This is a genomic window from Stygiolobus sp. RP850M (assembly GCF_037389295.1).
Lineage (GTDB): Archaea > Thermoproteota > Thermoprotei_A > Sulfolobales > Sulfolobaceae > Stygiolobus.
On record NZ_JBBHKU010000015.1, the window covers coordinates 27622 to 46199 of the forward strand.

Genomic DNA, 18578 nt, shown 5'->3' on the forward strand with positions numbered 1-18578 from the left:
ACTTTTTCACCTTTATATTATAACAATCCCGGGGCTCAAAGGTAACGCTAACTCTTTCTTTCCTTTAATATCCGGACTCAACTGGTCTTTAGCATCGTATATTACTATCTCGGTCAAGTTCAGTTTATTCATGATGAACTTCAGATTTGATACTAGCACTTTTTCCTCATCAAGGTCGTTCTGTAGATATAATTCTCTAACCAGATATGGTAATTCGGACGCTACCTCGTATAATTTCTTTGACACGGAGTCCTCTCCTACCTCACTTATGAAGTCTCTTAACGTTTTTCTTTCTTGTATAGCTCTTATCGCCCTTCTTAATATCTTCTTTAGCTCTTGATCACTATTTACATAAATTACTAGCTTTTCAGGTTCCTTATTCATACTGGCGGATAGTTGATTTATTTTATCAACTAATAACCTCAAATATTCAATTTCTAACAACGAACTACCTTCATATTTTAAATCAGAAGGCTCAGGAAACTTTTGAGTGACTACAAAACTATCGTTGAAGTAATGCCAAAGCTCTTCAGCTATATGTGGGGTGAACGGAGCCATCATCCTTATCCATGCGGATAAAACGCTTACCAAAATGTCCCTATTGACAATTCCATTAGTTAATTCTACGTAATCTTTCACTGTCTCATACATGGTGTAGTAAACGATAATGTACGCTGACCTTAAATCTAACTTATCTATATACTCATCTACTTTCTTCACGAAATCAGACACTATTGATGAAAGCCACAAATCCGGCTTCCTGATTTCTTGGGTTGAAGGAGCTTTTAACAAAGCAGCAATGTAGTCGTGGATATGTTTAAGCTGATCTGCTATACTTTTGGCTATCGACGCATTGAACTCAATGTCGTCGCCTATGGAAGATGTAGAAGTTAAAGCTAACCTGACCGTATCAACACCGTATTCGCTAATTGCTTTTGATAGAGGGTATATGTTTCCGAAACTTTTGCTCATCTTCTTTCCTCCTACTCTGATAAAGCCGTTAGTGACTATTTGCTTCGGTAGTAAGTTTTCACCGAATATAGCGACATGATGATAGATGTAGTATGCTAAATGGTTCTGAATCAGATCCCTTCCACTGTGCCTAGAATCTACTGGATACCAGTAAGTGAACTCTTTCCTTATGTCGTTTACTTCAGCTCCCAACTCTGGTTGGCTTCCTCTACCTAACATCACGTAGTCCCAGAACTTATCATCTAGTTTATTTAAGTCTAAATTCCTTATCTTATGAGATATTGTGTAGAAAGCAGTATAAATAGTAGAGTCACTGAGACTATCTATTATTTCCTTATCGTCCCAGGGTAATCTCACTCCTAGTCCTCTTGACCTAGTAAATGCTCTGGGTTGCATATTGAAGACGACTTTCTCCATTTCTCTTCTAGTGTCTTCAGGTACGAACTTTATTTTTTCCAATGCTTTCAGCGTTGATGCCTTCCAAATACTATTAGAATAGTTTACGAACCACTGTTCATCAACTAATTTTACGACTATTTCTGCTCCGCATCTACAATATATGGGGCCGTTCGTTATTTCATAAATTGTAAAATGTGAGTCTAAGTTTTTTAATATTTCAACTACTGCTTTTCTAGCTTCCCTAACACTCTTGTTTAATACCCTTTCCTTAACCACGTCCTTGAGGAAACTGGGAACGTAATCTAGTATATCCTCTCTTATTACACCTTTATGATACTCTGTTCTATAAAGCGTATCTATGTAGTCCTTTAACTCCTGAGGATTTGTCGTCTGTGCTAACGCAAGAACTTCTGATGCTGGTATGTCTCCGTAATCATCGGTATAGATCACCGGTATAATCTCAAAGCTTTCACCCAGTTCGGTTAGAGCTAAGTAATGGATCGGCTCATGTGCAGGAACCGCCATTACTATACCTGTACCTTGCTTCGGCTCAACGTACTTACTCTTTATAATTTTCATGTCCTTATTGGTTAATGGGTTCTTCACTCTGAAAGTGAGAAATTCGTCTGACTTTACTGACCTTTCTACCTCTAACTCTATCTGATATTTTAACTTCTCGTAAGCGTATCTAGATAAGACGACCTTTCTACCTCTCTTTTTATCTACACTTATTACGTACTCCGTGTTTGGGTTAATTAACAAGGCTATCGCTCCGAAAACAGTTTCAGGTCTTGATGTAGCAGCGGGGAAAAAAAGACCCTCCTCTGACGGAAAGTAAATTACGTCAACGTCTATTATTTCTGGTTCTATGTCTCCTCTAGTGTCGTGCATTCCTACGGGGAATTGGTCGTTTGGACAATAGGCTACTGCAGATTTTTCCTTTTTTAAGAATCCCATCTCCATTAGCTTTTTGTACTGCCATTGGACAAACTTCTCGAAATAAGGATCTACTGTGGTAAATTTCCTTCTCCAGTCAACGCTTAAGCCGAGGGTCTTAGCAGTTCTTTCCATGTCTCTTGTAAAGTATTCCGCTAAGTACTGTGGGTCGGAGAACTTCTCAACTTCACTCTCAGGTATCCCGTATATCTTGACGAAAGTTGAGATGATATCTTCATCTTTCCTTCTCACCGCTTCAGCTATGGACAGAATCGGAGTACCAGTGTACTGGAACGCAAAGGGAAACAGTACGTTATAACCTTTCATTCTCAAGTACCTAGCGTAGATGTCTCCAGTGATGTAAGTTCTACCGTGACCTATGTGCAAAGGACTATTAGTATAAGGAAAGGCTACTGTTATGAACTTCTTAGGCTTTCCTTCTTTAGCGTCTACTTCGTATAATTTGTTTTCCTCCCATGCCTTTTGCCACTTTGACGCTATTTCGTTTAGGAATGTAGAAACACTCACAATAAGAAAAACGATAAAGGAATATATTAAGGTATGACTTCCGTAGAGTCCTCTGTAGGGTCATATCTCAGGTCCTCCAACCTTATTACTCCTTCCTTTATAAGCTCCTTTATTTCGTCAACGCGGGACAAAACTATCCTTAGATATTCCTTCGTAACATCATCAACTATCTTAAACCCTTCTTCACCCCAATACCGCTCATGAATAGTGTAGAGACACCTCCCTCCGCAATAGTCCTTAAATTCACAGTTCCTACATTCTTTAGGTAATGGTTCTTCGAGTAACTTAAAGGAGTCTAGTGTTCCTAATTCTGCCCACTTCTCTCTGACAGCTATAGGGCAGGACAGCACTCTACCGTCAGTTGAAATAGAAACACTATCATAGCCAGCACCACAAGCTACACCCCTATATCTCTTAAAGAAATGAGCACTTATCACTCCCAAAAAAGGAATGATCTTAACGATCTTCCCTCTTCCCAACTCACTCATGAAATAATCTACTAACCTCCTTATTCCGGGTAAGTATGAAGAGTAAGCCCAACTCTCGAAATCCCACCTCTCGCTCCATATAACATTCAGTTGCCAGTGGACTTTGTCAAAAACCCCTAGTGACAACAAGTGGATCACTTCTTCATAGATGTCGGCATCTTGAGTTACTGCCATCCTAGCGATTGTTTCAACTCCTAAATTTTTGAGATAAGAGGCGTTCTTAACCACTACTTTATATATTCCCTTCCCTCTGTGCTTGTCTGTTATTTCTTCCCTTCCATCTATAGAAAGCAGGGCTACGTCCATTCTCTTCCAGTAAATTTCAGGGAGTAGTCTTACGGCTATCCCGTTAGTTTGTATCCCCCACCTTTTAGCCCTAACAGTGTCCATTACCTGAATTATAAACTTAGGGTTCATTAATGGTTCTCCACCGTAGAATATCACAGTCGCGTTCGGATCTCTTTCAATGTTTACCTTAAGCTTATTTATATCGTACTTAACGCCCCACGGTACAATCTCCTTAGGGAATGAGCCACCACAGTAGTCACATGCGAGATTACATTTTCCCGTGGTAAGTACTAACCAGAGCATTTAACGACCCAACTCCGCTAATAACTCTTTCATCCACATCATTCCCAGTTTATAATCGTCTACGAATATGTTCTCGTTAAAGGAGTGTATATTAGAACCGTAGTTATCTACTCCGACCCCATCAGCTATTTGTTTAATGTTCAAGTGCCTACTGATCATTTCCATAGGTCCAGTGCCGGGACTGTTAGGTAACACGATGGGTTCAACATTATAGACTCTCTTAGCTGAGTTTATTAAAGCTCTTGCTATCTCACTGTTTATCGACGTTCTGTAAGGTCTTACGGAGCCATACTTTACGATTTCGACTCCGTAAGGAGCTAAATACTCTTTCAGCAGTTTCAGTACTTCCTCAGGGTCTTGATCTGGGACCAACCTGAAGTCTATCTTCACGAAGGAGTAAGATGGTATTACCGTTTTTGAACCCTCTCCAGTATACCCTCCATAAATCCCCGCTATGTTGCACGTCGGTTCCTCTACTAGTTTCACCATTCCTCCCTTCTGAACTATCTGTTCTATTGCTTGTTCTAGATACTGCTCGTCTATGTTTAAATACTGTTTCTCTTCCTCGGTTAACTTCTTGACTTTATCGTAAAAGTGGGGAATTAAAACTCTTCCGCTCTCGTCTCTCAATGACCTCAGCGCGTAGACTAGATCCCATGCGGGGTTCTCCGCGATCGGTGCATACATAGAATGGAGGTCTTTAGGAGTCTTTTTTCTCAACTCCACATATAATAGGCCTTTAACGCCTAAGACTATTTGGGGAGCGTTGTTAGGAGCCCTACCTGAACCTTCCCATAGTATGTAGTCAGCCTTAAACTTCTCGTGGTAGTCTTTTAGGAAATCCTCCATATTAGGGCTTCCGATCTCTTCCTCTCCCTCGTACAAGAACTTAATGTTTATTTTTAGTTTATTCTCTTTCATCAGGTCTATTATGGCCTGTAACCTTGCGAACAGTGATCCTTTATCGTCACCGACACCTCTAGCATAGATTTTGTTATCTCTAATAACGGGATTGAATGGATCTGTGTTCCACTTGTCTAACGGCTCTACTGGTTGAACGTCGTAGTGGTTATAAATTAGGAGTGTTTTTGAGCCGCCAACGTTTATTTCTCCGTAAACGTAAGGGTTCTTGGACTTATGTCTTATTAACTCAGCCTCAATACCGTTTTCCTTCATGTAATCTACGAGAAATCTCGCCCCTTCTTCTCCTTTTCCTTTGGCTGATGTGGTGTCTATCTTGAGAAATTCAAACAAGTCCTTGAGATAGTCCACAGTATTTAATCTTCTCTGAGGTAAATTAAGTTATGCTTAAGTATGCCGAATACATTCGCCATGGGCTAGGTGAACCTCTAGGAAACGTTAATGTTTATAAGAAAGTAGAGGACGGAAAGGTTATAGCTATCCTTAAAGTCGTTGTATATAGAAATCAGTCGTTCGCGATTTATGAGACGGATAGGCTAGAGGGAGGCGAGGTAGTTGAAATACTTCCTAACTCGATAACTTCAATAATGAGGGTTGTAGAGAAATATTACGATCCTAAAGTTGACGATATAACTGTCTTAGGTGAGAAAAAATTCGTGGATGACTTCTTGGAAGAATTTAATAAGTTACAACAAAGTGAGTGATCTCAGTCCTCCTAACTGAGATGTGATGTAGGCTATCGGGAACGAACAGTGAGTGAATAAAAGCAATGAAGAGAAAACTGGGACACCCGAGTGATGAGGAGCCATTCATGCGCTGAGCTTTATATGTGATGCGAGTGGGAGGGGACAACCCATATAATTACATATTCTATTTCATATCCGTCATAGTCCCATACTGGCAGGAATATTACGGTTCCAGGCTTTACGTTACCGAGAATTATGTTAACCTCGTATTCCCCAAAACCGGATACGTTTTTCACGAAGGATACGGAAACATTCGTAGTGATACCAAAAATATAATCTGTATAAACTGGGTCGTTATAGTAAGACGTGTTCAGGTAAAGATAAAAGTGTACAGTGGAGTTAGGGCTTCCCTCGATAAAATTAGGTACTACATAAAATACGGTGAGGTACCGAGATTCTACAGAAGCGAAGTCGACTGATGCGTTTAATGTGGCAATTTCATTGTTAATTTCAGAAGTATAGTTCTTTATAGACGAGGGGACTTGAACAAAAGTTAAATTATTTCTTATATCCCCTATTATAGCTTGTTCTACTTCAAAATTCGGTTGGCTAACGTTAACGTTGAATACGTAAGGTTTTATCTCGGTAATATTTCTCGCATAAGTCTGTACTTGGGAAGGCTTAACAGAGTGAGGAGAAATCATTAGGTAAGTAGTTACATAGATCACCGCAAACGCAATACCTAGTGAAAATAATACGCCTGCAATAGTTGCTACTAATACTTTATTCACGAATGAATAGATCATTCGAAATACTTTATATATCTATTCCAATGTGAACGTTGGAAAAGTTTATTTAACATTAGTAGTAATTGTTAATATGCAATTAGATCTACGACAATCTACGAAGAAAGTCTATTATTATATACTGACGAATAGAAATGGTGTTACCTTGAAACAGATACAAGAAGACCTTGGTTTTTCCTCGGTAAGTGCGGCCAGATATCATGTGAACAAACTAAAGAGCGCCGGTCTCGTTCAAGAGACTTATGACGGTAAATACATAGTTAAGAAGGTCATATTAGATGATGATTACGTGCTTCTCTTTAACTATGTCTTACCTAAGAGCGTGTTCTTTGCCTCATTTTTCCTTACATCTTTTATCTTATCCCTTTACTTGATTAAATTAGACTCTTTAGGCGCAGAGGTATTCTCCTTAATAATAGTATTTATAGCTGGAATTATTTTCGTGCTGGACACTATAAAGAGGTACACCAGATTCATTAATGAAATGAGAGGAAAGGTGAATTTAGAAGAGGAGTAGATAAAGAAAAAATTATACATATACACAACAATCTTATTTTATAATTAAATTAAAATTTTACTTGGTAATACGTCCAATTTATCTTAAAAATCCTTGGGATTAAAAGAATCTAGAACTAAAAACAAAAATCCACGTTAAATACAAATAAACTATACGTCTAGCATTGTAAAGGTCTCCTTTTGAAATTTTGCTTGACCTATGTGGGAACTGATATTAGTTTGACTGTATCTCATACCTTTTTATTTTTATGTTATAAAGTACGGCTGATATTCCCCATACAATGGCAAAAGTCAGAATAATCAAGATGCCAATATTTCCCCACCAGACATCACCGTTGATTAGCGCAATTACGTCCCAGATGCCTCCGGTCAAATTAAACTCGGATTGTAATAAACCTAATAATTCTAAACTACCGACCAAGAATGCAACAAGAATAGATACAGTCGTCATTGTTAAGTTGTACCACACTTTTCTCAAAGGGTTGCCTATGAAAGCCCATCTATAAGCTCCGTTCATGAAAAAGCCGTCTGTAGTGTCGATAAGTGACATACCGACAGTAAATAAGAAGGGGAAAACTAATAATGTCCAAATCGGGATCTTAGTGAAAGCTCCTGCTGTACCTGCACTTATTGCTAATAGAGCAGTTTCAGAAGCTGTATCAAAACCCAAGCCGAAGAGAAAACCTATTGGATAAAGGTAATACTGGTTACTAACAATCCTGAACAAGCTTTTGAAGAACTTGTTCATAAACCCTCTTTTAAGCAAGGCTTCGTTTAGCTTATTCTCGTCTAACTCCTTTCTTTTAGCTTGTTTAAACAATTCGTAAATCTCGAATAAAACTAAAAGATTCAGAAAACCTATTATGTAAAGAAAAACTCCACTTATTAACGTACCTACTATAGAACCTAAATTTTCTAGTTGGGGAATATCTGACTCTACTAACCTTGTTGAAACCATTAACGTTATAGAAAGGATAATAACAACGGAAGAATGACCCAGAGAGAAAAATAAACCTGTGAACATTGATGGTTTACCTTCCTGAACAAGCTTTCTTGTAGAATTATCTATTGCAGCTAGATGATCAGCGTCAACTGCATGTCTTAAACCGAATATATATGCAAGGACTCCTAGAGTGAAGAAACTCGCCCCGACCCCTTTCACTTTTATTTCAATATTTCCCAACTGTTGCGAAATGTCTGTTAACCAGAAAAAAAGTATTATCGTTAAAATAATTTCTACACTATAAAATAATATCATCTTCCACGCTCTGGGAACCGGATTCTTTCTCATAACATATGGATAGCCTATCCATATTATAAATTTTACTACCTCTTAGCTTTCCTCTTACCACCAACTTTAATAGGTCATAGCTAGAAAAATTCGTTGAAAATTTTAGAATTAATAATGAAAAGTTTTAATAAAGTCGAACTTATCTTGTAATAACAATAAGTTCGTCTTCGTAATATCGGTTCTCATACATTTTATCAGCTTACTTTAAATTTAATATCGAAAGAGCTTGAAACGCTTGCTTCTTATGTTCACGTAATAATCCACTAATGATAGCGACCAAATTATCATGGATAAGTTGAGCTCTTGGAGAGAGACCTTTTCTAGTACTTGGTATCGACACGGTTGTCATATCAACAAGGCCTTATCACGTCCAATAAACTATAATACCCTAGTTTGCTCTTATTTCTAATATATTGACCATGATACTTACTCTCATTTTCATAAGAAATCAGGGAAGGAGTCTAATGTTTACTCTATTGTTTTCACTAACATAATGTTTTTATAATTAGGTCTTCTTAAGAATGGTTAGAATGAGTTTTCAACCCTTCGGCTATCCTAACTTCCCTATGAGTAACTCCTCAGGAATGTCAAACATGATGATCTGTATGCAACCTGTAGGGTTAGGCGGTAAGCAACAAATGATTCCTACTCAATATCCCGTAAACCTCCAATATGTAGTCCAGCAGGTTACGATGTATCTGATGAGTCAAGGATTTCAAGTTTATCCTATGTCTGGACAGAACGTTGCAATAATACAAGCACAACATACGAGCCTTTTGGGTTATTTAACCGGTTCAAATAAAGCTTATACTATAAGGATTTGTCAAGGTCCTAATTATGTTATGGTAGAGACTGGAATGACCGACTTATTGCAAGATATGTTACCATTACTAGCTTCCGGTGGTATTGCAGTACTTTCGGACGAGGATTTACACAACAAGTTGCTTACATTACTAGGAGGTGCAGGAGCTGCATACGACGCATATAATATAGCCAGGGATCTGATGCAGGAAGACCAGATCATGAATATAGTTATGATGGCTGTTATGAGTGCTCCGCCCTTATATCCAGTTCAACCGCAATATCCCCAGCCTAACTATGGTCAATACAGTCAACCGTATTCTCAGCCATACCAGCAGGGACAAACATACCAGCAAGGATATACTCAACCACAATACCAACAAAGTAGCCAATACTCACAGACCCAACAAAATACGCAGAAGTGTTGGAATTGTGGAGCGATTATCCCTGCTGCGGCTAAGTTCTGTCCTAATTGTGGAGCTTCTTTAATGCCGATCAAGTGCCCCAAATGCGGCTACATTAATCCGCCTAGTGCAAAATATTGTGGGAATTGTGGAGCTCAATTAACGCAAGTTAAACAAACTACTTAACACTTTCTTATTTAGTTTTTATTCTTCTTAAGACAAGTTAGTATTTTTCATAGAGTAGCAGAATATGAAATCAAGAAGCTATATTCATGAAGCTATATTCATAAGGGAGTTTCATATAGTCAATTAAAGATTGTGTCTTTGTCATTCACCGCATTTAGCTTTTGGACTCACTTTAATATATACTCACCACTTTCGATTTAACAATGGAATTTTAAGTGCCTCAGATTAGACTGGACTAGCTGATGAGGAAAGAAAGAATACGGTTGAGGAGCTCATAAGGCGGTTAATACGTTAGAAAATCAAGAAGAATATGTCAATCAACCAAGAGGTTATATCTAATTAGGTTAAGATAAAAATGAGAGCTTAATTACCCATATAAAGAATTTTTCGGGAGCTTAAGAAATCTCTACTGAAAATTACCTACTTAATAAGACCTTTAATGAGCTAATCGGTTTTAGTAGGGATAAAATTTATTTTAAATATCTACTTCTATCCATCCTCCGTTGTCTCTTACTTGATATGTTTTTAGTCCCAGTTTTTCTTTAGGCGCATCTGGTGCAACGAAAGGAGGTTCTAACATTGTTCCAGTCTTAAGGTCGAAAACAGCATGGTGACATGGGCATTTCACTGTGAGCTTTTGTTCATCTAATAATGTTAGTATACACCTGGCGTGACTGCAAACTGCATCCATTCCGTATAGGGTCCCGTTAACGTTTGCAATGAAAATTACTTTATCGTCTATTTTAACTGATGCGAATTTAGCTTTTTCTAGGGCTTTAGCACTTATAGTGCGTTTCCAAACCATAGACATCATTTTGTACTTATGGCTTTTAAAAGTTAAATTAAAGGTTGTTTAAGTAGTTAGAATCCACTTTCTTACAAGATAGGAGAACAGAAATCCGCCTATAATGGTTGTTACTATAGCCATAATAATAATCTGAGAGTACTGATTAGTATCTATAATACCCGAGGTAAGACCTAGAGTAGCTACTACCAGCCCTACTTCACCCCTCGGTATCATACCTATTGAAGCAATGATCGACCTTCTTACACTCTTTGTAATGAAAAATGCTACCGGAAATATTCCGGCTATTTTCCCTAGGATAGCGAGAAAACTTAATAGAAGACCTAGGGATAAATCGTACAAGTTAAGGAACGTGGTGTATGGGGTCTCCATCCCGACGTATATGAAGAAAACAGGCCCAAAGATAGAAAGTAATGTTGAAGTGAACTGAACTATTTTTTCTGACTTTACGCTCTCAGCGATCGCCACACCGGCTACGAAGGACGCAATTACGGGAGAAAAGCCTAAGAGTAACATTATCAGGACTAAAATGAAAAGTATTACCAATGAAACATTGTTAATTAAATCATCTTTTATTCTAGAAATTATTCTAGGAATTATGAATACTGCTGAGAACAAAATTATTAACCACGCTAAGACCGTTTCTATCACGCTAACTACTATCTGACTAACTGAAAGAGCTTTTAGTGTGACTAGCTCAAGAATTACGGACAAAATGATAAGTGATACAACATCATCTAAAGCTGCTGCAGATATAACCAGTCGCGTGAAATCATGTTTGTAAAGTTTGTACTCTTCAATAATCGAAGTAGTTGCAGCCAGACTTGTCGCTGCACTTGCGGCTCCCATAATAGCGGAGACTGTTGTATTGTAAATGAGGGTGAAAGTGGCGTAAACTAAGTATGTGGGAATTACAGCACCGGCTGTAGCTGCTATAAAGCCTGGTAATCCAGACTCTTTTAAACCTTTGAATCCGTGAGAGAGACCAGCGGCGAATATCAGTAAGACCACAGAGAAATCCGCAAAAAGAATAAGATAGGAATTAACTTCAAAGATAGGCAACCCGATCAAACTGTCAATATATCCGCCTATAGCGTAAGGGCTTAGCGTTATACCTACTATTATTTCAGCTATGATAATAGGAAGGTAGAATCTTTGGGTTATGAGTCTTCCTAACTGAGCGAAAGTTAATAACGTAAACAGTTCAAGTAATGTTAAATAGACGATATCGTTACTAGATGTCATAAGCTCACTATATTACGATCACTAGATTTATTTTTAACGCTCTCAAATAAACACTATGGCATTACTAAAGAGAGGAGAAAAGAAGATCTTCCATATAGATTCACTCAACCAACATATGAGAGAGGTTATAAAGACAGTTATGGACGTAAACCTTAATGATGTAGCTAAGTATTATGGGCTGAGGTATTTATCTCCTAAATTCGGAGAGCCTATATTTGTACCTTACGGTAGACTTGACGGTAACTTCAAGAAATTCGAGGATGCTTTTGAAAAGATTTACGATGAAATCGAAAAAGTAAAGGAGGACGGATTAAAAAAGTATTTAGAATGGTACCCCAATTCGCAATTCCTTAATCACTATAGAATAGTCTTTTACTCTTATACAGACTTAGAGGATGGTGTACTTTATGGAATTGGAGCGGAGCCTTTAGCAGTGACACCGAACTCCTCTTATCCAGTAGACAAAGTCTTGGACGGTGATGTAGTAGTAGGAATGCAATTACTAAACGTAGCTCTAACAAAGGGTCTAAAGATAAAGTTCTTTGACATAATTGCCAATAGACGCGATGAAATAATTGAAGCATATAACTGGCTTTACACTGAGTTTCACGCAAAGTATGACACTAAAGACAAGGTCTTCTTAACGGATATTGCTACATACTATATGGTGAAATTCTTTAAAGTTGTTGACGAGTTAAAGAAAAAAGTTGAAGTGATAGAAAATCTAAAAGGTAAAAGAGTCGTTATACCTATGATTGAAAGTAGGGCTAAGAGAGACGGTAGAGTTAAGGAAATAATGGAGATAGAATTTGCTGACTATATCGACCAAGGAAACTACTATAAAGTAGAGGCCATTCCATCTATATATAATAAAGATTTCGTGGGTAAGCTCTTTAAGCAGGTGCTAAATAACTTTGATGAGATATTACTTCTCTTTGAAAGGAAAGCTACAGTCCCAGATGAGCTAAAAGAATTAAAAGTTAAGGAACGAGGAGATAGATATTTATTACTAACGAAATAAGTAAAATAGTTTTCTATCTCTTTCTGTAGCATATCGTAGAGGTTTTTGAGAAAGGATAAAAAGAGATTACTTATTTAGCCGAGATTTTTTAAGATTAAGATTCTATCTGTTACCTTTACGATATACTTCTAAAACAGCAACATAATCGTTCTCTCCATGACCCATAGCCTCTGCCAACCTGTACAACTGTAAAGCTAGTGACGACAATGGGTTAATTACCTTAATATTCTGTGTCTCTTTTGTTATTATTTCTAGGTCTTTTCTCATATGTTTTATTGCAAACTGAGTTGAATAATCATTGTTGATCATTTTAGGTACCTTCAGTTCGGAGGTTGGAGACTTAGCACTACCGTATAAGGCTAGGACTTTGTATACGTCCTCTGGCTTTAATCCAGACTTTACACCGAAGTTATACGCTTCGGCTAATGTGGCTACATAAACACCTACCGTCAAATTGTTTACAAGCTTAGCATATAATCCCATTCCGTTTCCTCCCATATAGAGGATCGTTGACGCAGTTTCAGAAAGTATCTCCTTAACCACATCTAATTTCTCCTCGGGGCCTCCCAATAATACTGTCAACTTCTTTTGTTCAGCGAAAACTGAAGTACCTATAACTGGTGCATCATACATGAAACCTCCGTTCTCTGCAACTTTCTTTGCAATTTCAATTGATACTGAGGGTGATATAGTAGACATATCTACTATAATTTTACCCTTGCTATAAGGTATCAAAGGTGTTAAGAAATTGCTAACAGCATCGTCGTCAGCTAGCATTGTTATCAACACGTCGACCTCTTTCAGTAATTCAATGGGATCTTTGATGTACTTAACACCGTATTCTTTACTGAACTGTTCTGCTTTTCTTTCCGTTCTGTTGTAAACTAAATGTAGTTTTCCAGCCTTTGCTAAATTTCCCCCTATCCTGTAGCCCATTATACCTAATCCAGCTAGTCCTATTTTCATAGTAATTCGAAACACCAACTATTAATAAAAAATTTACCTAACTTGTCTCTAATCTCATGAAAAACGGTTTTGGGAACTGTAATGTAAAATTTCGAACTTAAGCTGAAAGGATTTTATTCCAACTCTTTGATTTATATTAATTTGTAAAGGTATAATACAAACAACCTTTTATTTTAAATCTACTTTCAATTTTTAAAATTACATCCACTCGACCATTGCGTCAACCTATGCTTGGGCAGGTAACATTTATGACTTATTATTGTTGACATACGTCTATTCCTACCTAGAGAGTTTACGGGCTAAATTTCTTTGGCTACACAGTGCTCTTCGCCTTAGGGCTAATAGGAAGGGTGATAGGCGGAGCGTACTTCGGAAATGTGGCTGACAGAATAGGTAGGAAACCGGTTTTAATTATCGGAACAGCCGGTTACTCTCTCTTTCAGTTATTATTAGCCTTTGCTCCTGACGTAGAAGTACTTTATGTTTCCAGGCTACTTGAAGGGATATTTATGGGTGCACAGTGGACTGCAGGGACCGTGTTAGCTTACGAGAACGCCCCGTATAATATGAAAGGGATAGTAACTGGTATAGTCCAGGCTGGATATGGTATAGGTTATGCACTGACTGGGGTTTCGTATATATTTCTGGGAGGAGACCCTCGGCTATTGTTACTAACGGGTAGTTTACCCCTCATCCTAGTTCCCTATATGAAATTTATTGCGGAAGAGCGTGTATCTTCTCACGCGGCCCATTTTAGTATAAGGATTAAGGACTATCTCCCTGTTCTTATTAGAGCTACGGCTGGAATGATAGGAATGTTCTTAGCCTATTTTGCCGTATTCGGCTATTACACCGTAATTGCAGACGAGTATCTACACTTGAACCCTGACACTTTAGGAATTTTAATGACAGTGGCAAACATAGGGCTTGCAATATCTTTTATACTGTTCAGTAGGTTAGCGGATAGGTTTGATAAGAAGAAACTAATTTATAATGGTGTAATTGGTCTCTTAATATCCCTACCATTAGCAGTGCCTTTCCTATATGTGCCTATTATTATACCTATAATAGGGGTAATATTATACGCATTTTCTACTGGTTTCTGGCCTCTGATGCCTCTTCTATTAGCTGATGCTGTCCCCACAGAGCTAAGAGGATTCCTATCAGGATTCGCATATAATATAGGAGGCATGGTAGGCGGAATAGGTAATATAATTCTGGGGTTTATAGGTGAGTACTTTGGTGTCGAAGGATTAGCGAAGGGAATTGATATAATGGGTTTGTTCTCTATAGCAGTAGTCTTCGTGAGTATAATAACGTGGCCTAAGAGCAAGGGTCATGTAATATTGATAGAATAGGCGTAAAAGAAATAGGATAAAAAGGTAATTAATTCGTTATTTTTTCTTTAATTTTTCTACTATATCTTCAGCTTTTTTAATGTAAGTATCTAAAGCACTCTTTATGTCCTTTATGCTCATCTTACCTTGGTTTTCCTTTAACTTATCGAGCTTACTTAGTAACTCTTTGAACTCCTTCTCTAGTTCATCTACTTTTCTCCCTTCCTTCTTAGCTTTTGCGATTTCTGAAGCTATATTATCATGAATTTAGGAAGTGACCTTTGTGATATCTTTTATCAACTCCTCCTTTTCTTTATATATTTTCGCTTTTACTTCATTTAATAGTTTAGATAGGTCTTCTATCATCTTTGATCAATTCTAAGAGTAGCATAAAAAGTTTAAGGATAAGGAACTATTTAAGGGTAAAGAAAAAGGGGAGTAATATCGTTATTTTCATACTTGGAATAGTACTCTACATCATTATACCGCTTCAAATTTACAAGTTTCTCTGATGTCTTGGATTATTATTATTGTTTTATTTGCCTTTTTATTTGCCTTCTCTCTTATAAATCTTGTTCGTTAAGGTAATACTATATGAACATTAGGGACTACCTAAAGTCAAGGAGAATAAGAAAATTAATTAGTAAAGCATATTTAAGTTATCCCTCAAGCTTTGACACAAAAAAGCCCTCTGTGCCGTGAATATAAGGTATGAAGCGTTTGGAAAAGACTACTTTATGGCTAACGTTCTTAATAACTTCTTCTCCCTCCTCTGGGAATATGGAACATGTAGAGTATACTACAGTATTTGATAAAAATAGGGCTTTATCCAGGAGCCGCATCTGCAACTTTGACAACTCTAAAACCTTACGCTCCGTTAACCTAAGGAGTACCGTTGGCTCGTTTGAAATCATACCTGAAGAGCTACACGGGGCGTCTAGTAAAACTTTGTCGAATTTTTTAGAGAAAGTTAAATGGGTGGCATCACCGTGTATGATATTAACTCTGTCCAAATTTACTCCGACGTTTTTCATGAAGTTGACCTCCCTTATTAATCTCTTATACTCTACCTCACTAAGAGTAAGTTTAGCTCCGTTTTCAGTGAGCACCATAATTAGTGTTGCTTTTACACCTGGTGCTGAGGTCATATCGTATATACTCTCACCTTTTTTAGGGGAAAGTGTCGCAACCACGCTTACACTCGCTTTATCCTGAATTACAACTTTGTATTCTCTGAACTCTTCCGTTTTAGAGAGATTACCATTTATTAATTTATACAAAAAAGGATAATCTTTATCTCTCTCCAATACTACACCTTTATTCTCTAAACTCTTAATCACTTTGTCTTCGTCGGCTTTGAGAGTGTTAACCCAAAACCACGTGGTTTTTCTTATCAACGACTTTTTTAGCTCTCCTATGTCGTAAAGTGTTGACAACCTTTTTTCCATCCAATCAGGGAAAACTATCGCTCCTTTTCCTTGCAAGAATTCCTTGACTTTTTTCCTCCTACTTCTCCCTTTCAAAGAAAGGTATCGGAGTACCAACAATTTTGCTTTTTCGTAAGCATCATTACTATCGATCTTATATCTCCCCATTTCACGAGCTTTTTTGAAGGCTACAGGTAACGGATCTCCTTTCTCGACGTAATAAAGAAATCTACTGAGTAGAAGTTCCAGTGACATAAGACTGTATCTGGCATAAAAATTTAAATGTGTAATGAGATATTTCTCTTATGAAGATCGAGACAGTTGAAAAATTATACTTTGAAAATGTTTACTCGATAGAAAATGCGGAAAATATTGATGAACTCTTACGCAGGGTTTCACGTTCACTCTATTTACTGTTAAAATTAGTATACCTGCGTCATGGAGATCTATCGAGGACTACGGGTAGGGAGATAATGAGGTTTCTATACTTAGAGGAGAGCGGTGAAAAGAAACTTGAGAGGCTCGGTAAAATAGTTAGTTTATTAAGGGAAGAAGCGATAACGACTAAGTTTCCTTATATTGACTTTTACATGCAGAACTTCGTAAGCGAGATGGACAGATTGATGATTAAGAAGGGATATAACTTCTTCTTAACTTCTAACGGTGAATCCAAGACTTCTTAGGAGCCAATCATCTAAGGAAAAATCGTAATATTTTCCTTCAAATGGAACTACTTTAGCGTTAAACATATCGCCTAGTTGTTCACAAACCTCAACTGCACTCTTCCTTTTCCCTCCTACATTGACGACTCCCTTAATCCCTCTCTTTATCAAGCTGGAGACTATCTCTGAAGCCTCCTCAACTGTTATCGGTGATACGTAAAAGTTAGAATTACATTTTATTACTCTCCTTCCTCTCAAGATACCCTTAACAAAAGGGTGAAGTATTCCTCTATAAGTTGTGGAATATAATGCCCCAAATCTCACCACTAAGTAATTACCGAGAGCCATAATTCCAGATTCTCCTGCAAGCTTGCTAAGCCCGTAATAGTTGAGTGGGTTGGGTGTGGAAGTCTCGGTGTAATAACCTTTCTTGCCATCAAATACCATGAAAGTCGAGAGAAAAACGTTAGTGGAGTTGACTTTGTGAGCGCTCCTAGCCACGTTAATGGAATACCATGTGTTAATATTCCACGCAACCGAGGGGTTTCTATTAGCCTCATCGTAAGGCACCTCAAATGTGTGGATTACAACGTTAGGCCTTTCCTTTATTACCCTCTGTGGTGAGTCGATGATAATCACTTGCTTGAGATACTTGGCAATGCTTCTAGCAAGTTCACCTTCATCAGTTACTCCGACTAACAAAGTAAATAGTTAATAACCTTGTGTCCTTAAAAATTTGTGAATGGATATAATTAAAGAGTTTTCAAAGCTTGAAGGGATAGGAGAAGCTGAAGAGAGAATGCTTAGAGTATTATGGGAAAATAAGATAACTAGGCTGAACCCGTTAGAACTGAAGCCCATTGAAACCGTAGAAGGAGATACGCTAAAACTACTGGTTTTCAGGAACGGTATTGTGGCCGTAATTCACAAACCTACAGGTCTTTTCATTCTAATCTACAATGTAAATTCTTTAGAGCTAGAAACACTCAGATACATTGTAACTAAAGAAAAGGAACAAGATCATCAATTTATCTCACTAGTTTACGAATATTTGAATGTTAAAGAAAAAGGACGTTTGGGTAAGATCTGAATGTATTCAAGGTTCTGCTTCAAAGAACAACTGTTCTTCAAGCTCGGTACACGACTGTTTGTCTCCTTTAAGGCAGTTTTTTGCTAAGTAAAGGTAAAATATTGCGTCCTTTATCTTGTCAATGTCTTCTACTTCTTCCAATTTTCTTATTACTAAATCCAGAGCTTTCATGATATTATTGTCCTTATACCTTCTCGGTAAAACTATACTTCCGTTCTCTATTATTTTACTGTCATATGTCACAAATCGATAATACGTCTTTCCGTTTATTACAGCCCTCATTGCATAGAGGTTTTTGAAAACCTTAACGAGTATTATAGAGTTTCTTCCTCTTATAAGCATTAGTCTTTTATCGAGCATTATCGCTGAAAATCCTTTAGGTACATTAACTACTTCTCCGTTATCGTTCACTATGTCCCTTAGCTTGTATTCCATTGAGAGTAGATCAATAGGCGGTAATATATAGTTTTTCCCGATAAGTTATAAATAACTATATAGGC

Annotated in this window: 19 protein-coding genes; 8 read left to right on the plus strand and 11 right to left on the minus strand. The window is 37.5% G+C overall.

What is annotated here, in order from left to right; genetic code table 11:
* Window positions 1-12 precede the first annotated feature (12 nt).
* From leuS to WIW52_RS00980, 3 genes are read right to left on the minus strand one after another with little or no spacing between them, the layout of a single operon-like run.
* Window positions 13-2835 (minus strand): leucine--tRNA ligase, encoded by a 2823-nt coding sequence (gene leuS, locus WIW52_RS00970; protein WP_337708022.1) that lies wholly within the window; start codon window positions 2833-2835, stop codon window positions 13-15.
* A gap of 26 nt (window positions 2836-2861) precedes the next feature.
* Window positions 2862-3914, minus strand: a complete 1053-nt coding sequence (locus tag WIW52_RS00975) for a radical SAM/SPASM domain-containing protein (protein WP_337708024.1) — start codon at window positions 3912-3914, stop codon at window positions 2862-2864.
* A complete protein-coding gene (locus WIW52_RS00980; RefSeq protein ID WP_337708026.1) occupies window positions 3915-5186 on the minus strand; it encodes a M20/M25/M40 family metallo-hydrolase in 1272 nt (423 codons plus the stop codon). It abuts the gene before it with no gap.
* Window positions 5187-5218: 32 nt separating this feature from the next.
* Between WIW52_RS00980 and WIW52_RS00985 the strand changes: the two genes are divergently transcribed.
* Window positions 5219-5539, plus strand: a complete 321-nt coding sequence (locus WIW52_RS00985) for a hypothetical protein (RefSeq protein WP_337699889.1) — start codon at window positions 5219-5221, stop codon at window positions 5537-5539.
* Window positions 5540-5658: 119 nt separating this feature from the next.
* Here WIW52_RS00985 and WIW52_RS00990 read toward each other — a convergent pair whose 3' ends face one another.
* Entirely contained in the window at window positions 5659-6312 is a 654-nt protein-coding gene (locus WIW52_RS00990) for a hypothetical protein (protein ID WP_337708028.1), read from the minus strand.
* Window positions 6313-6400: 88 nt separating this feature from the next.
* Here WIW52_RS00990 and WIW52_RS00995 point away from each other — a divergent pair, with 88 nt between their 5' ends.
* The gene (locus tag WIW52_RS00995; RefSeq protein ID WP_337699891.1) at window positions 6401-6844 is read left to right on the plus strand and encodes an ArsR family transcriptional regulator; all 444 of its coding nucleotides are present in this window, start codon (window positions 6401-6403) and stop codon (window positions 6842-6844) included.
* Window positions 6845-7057: 213 nt separating this feature from the next.
* Here WIW52_RS00995 and WIW52_RS01000 read toward each other — a convergent pair whose 3' ends face one another.
* On the minus strand, window positions 7058-8134 hold the full coding sequence (locus tag WIW52_RS01000; protein WP_337708030.1) for a HoxN/HupN/NixA family nickel/cobalt transporter: 1077 nt from the start codon (window positions 8132-8134) through the stop codon (window positions 7058-7060).
* A 530-nt stretch (window positions 8135-8664) separates the two neighbouring features.
* Here WIW52_RS01000 and WIW52_RS01005 point away from each other — a divergent pair.
* On the plus strand, window positions 8665-9525 hold the full coding sequence (locus WIW52_RS01005) for a zinc-ribbon domain-containing protein (RefSeq protein ID WP_337708032.1): 861 nt from the start codon (window positions 8665-8667) through the stop codon (window positions 9523-9525).
* Between the two features lie 475 nt (window positions 9526-10000).
* Here WIW52_RS01005 and sdx read toward each other — a convergent pair whose 3' ends face one another.
* Both sdx and WIW52_RS01015 read right to left on the minus strand, forming a co-directional pair.
* On the minus strand, window positions 10001-10330 hold the full coding sequence (sdx, locus tag WIW52_RS01010) for a sulredoxin (RefSeq protein ID WP_337699897.1): 330 nt from the start codon (window positions 10328-10330) through the stop codon (window positions 10001-10003).
* 48 nt (window positions 10331-10378) lie between these two features.
* Window positions 10379-11575, minus strand: coding sequence for a cation:proton antiporter (locus WIW52_RS01015; RefSeq protein ID WP_337708033.1), 1197 nt, complete (start codon window positions 11573-11575; stop codon window positions 10379-10381).
* Between the two features lie 55 nt (window positions 11576-11630).
* Between WIW52_RS01015 and WIW52_RS01020 the strand changes: the two genes are divergently transcribed.
* Complete coding sequence (locus WIW52_RS01020) at window positions 11631-12596, plus strand: hypothetical protein (RefSeq protein WP_337708035.1); 966 nt, start codon at window positions 11631-11633, stop codon at window positions 12594-12596.
* Between the two features lie 102 nt (window positions 12597-12698).
* Here WIW52_RS01020 and WIW52_RS01025 read toward each other — a convergent pair whose 3' ends face one another.
* Window positions 12699-13562, minus strand: a complete 864-nt coding sequence (locus WIW52_RS01025) for an NAD(P)-dependent oxidoreductase (protein WP_337708037.1) — start codon at window positions 13560-13562, stop codon at window positions 12699-12701.
* A 320-nt stretch (window positions 13563-13882) separates the two neighbouring features.
* On the opposite strand from WIW52_RS01025, the gene WIW52_RS01030 reads away from it, so the two are divergent.
* Together WIW52_RS01030 and WIW52_RS01035 are read left to right on the plus strand one after the other, a co-directional pair.
* Window positions 13883-14920: an MFS transporter gene (locus WIW52_RS01030; RefSeq protein WP_337708039.1), complete on the plus strand. Its 1038-nt coding sequence runs from the start codon at window positions 13883-13885 to the stop codon at window positions 14918-14920.
* 103 nt (window positions 14921-15023) lie between these two features.
* Window positions 15024-15164: a hypothetical protein gene (locus tag WIW52_RS01035; protein ID WP_337708040.1), complete on the plus strand. Its 141-nt coding sequence runs from the start codon at window positions 15024-15026 to the stop codon at window positions 15162-15164.
* A gap of 394 nt (window positions 15165-15558) precedes the next feature.
* On the opposite strand, the gene WIW52_RS01040 is transcribed toward WIW52_RS01035, so the two are convergent.
* Window positions 15559-16581: an RsmB/NOP family class I SAM-dependent RNA methyltransferase gene (locus WIW52_RS01040; RefSeq protein ID WP_337708041.1), complete on the minus strand. Its 1023-nt coding sequence runs from the start codon at window positions 16579-16581 to the stop codon at window positions 15559-15561.
* A 50-nt stretch (window positions 16582-16631) separates the two neighbouring features.
* On the opposite strand from WIW52_RS01040, the gene WIW52_RS01045 reads away from it, so the two are divergent.
* The gene (locus WIW52_RS01045) at window positions 16632-17009 is read left to right on the plus strand and encodes a hypothetical protein (RefSeq protein ID WP_337708042.1); all 378 of its coding nucleotides are present in this window, start codon (window positions 16632-16634) and stop codon (window positions 17007-17009) included.
* Here WIW52_RS01045 and WIW52_RS01050 read toward each other — a convergent pair.
* A complete protein-coding gene (locus tag WIW52_RS01050; RefSeq protein ID WP_337708043.1) occupies window positions 16977-17690 on the minus strand; it encodes a sugar nucleotide-binding protein in 714 nt (237 codons plus the stop codon). The genes WIW52_RS01045 and WIW52_RS01050 overlap by 33 nt on opposite strands.
* A gap of 40 nt (window positions 17691-17730) precedes the next feature.
* Here WIW52_RS01050 and WIW52_RS01055 point away from each other — a divergent pair, with 40 nt between their 5' ends.
* Window positions 17731-18078 carry a hypothetical protein gene (locus WIW52_RS01055; RefSeq protein WP_337699914.1) on the plus strand — a complete coding sequence of 116 codons (348 nt, stop codon included), beginning with the start codon at window positions 17731-17733 and terminating at the stop codon, window positions 18076-18078.
* 6 nt (window positions 18079-18084) lie between these two features.
* On the opposite strand, the gene WIW52_RS01060 is transcribed toward WIW52_RS01055, so the two are convergent.
* Window positions 18085-18513, minus strand: coding sequence for a hypothetical protein (locus WIW52_RS01060; RefSeq protein WP_337699916.1), 429 nt, complete (start codon window positions 18511-18513; stop codon window positions 18085-18087).
* Window positions 18514-18578: the final 65 nt, after the last annotated feature.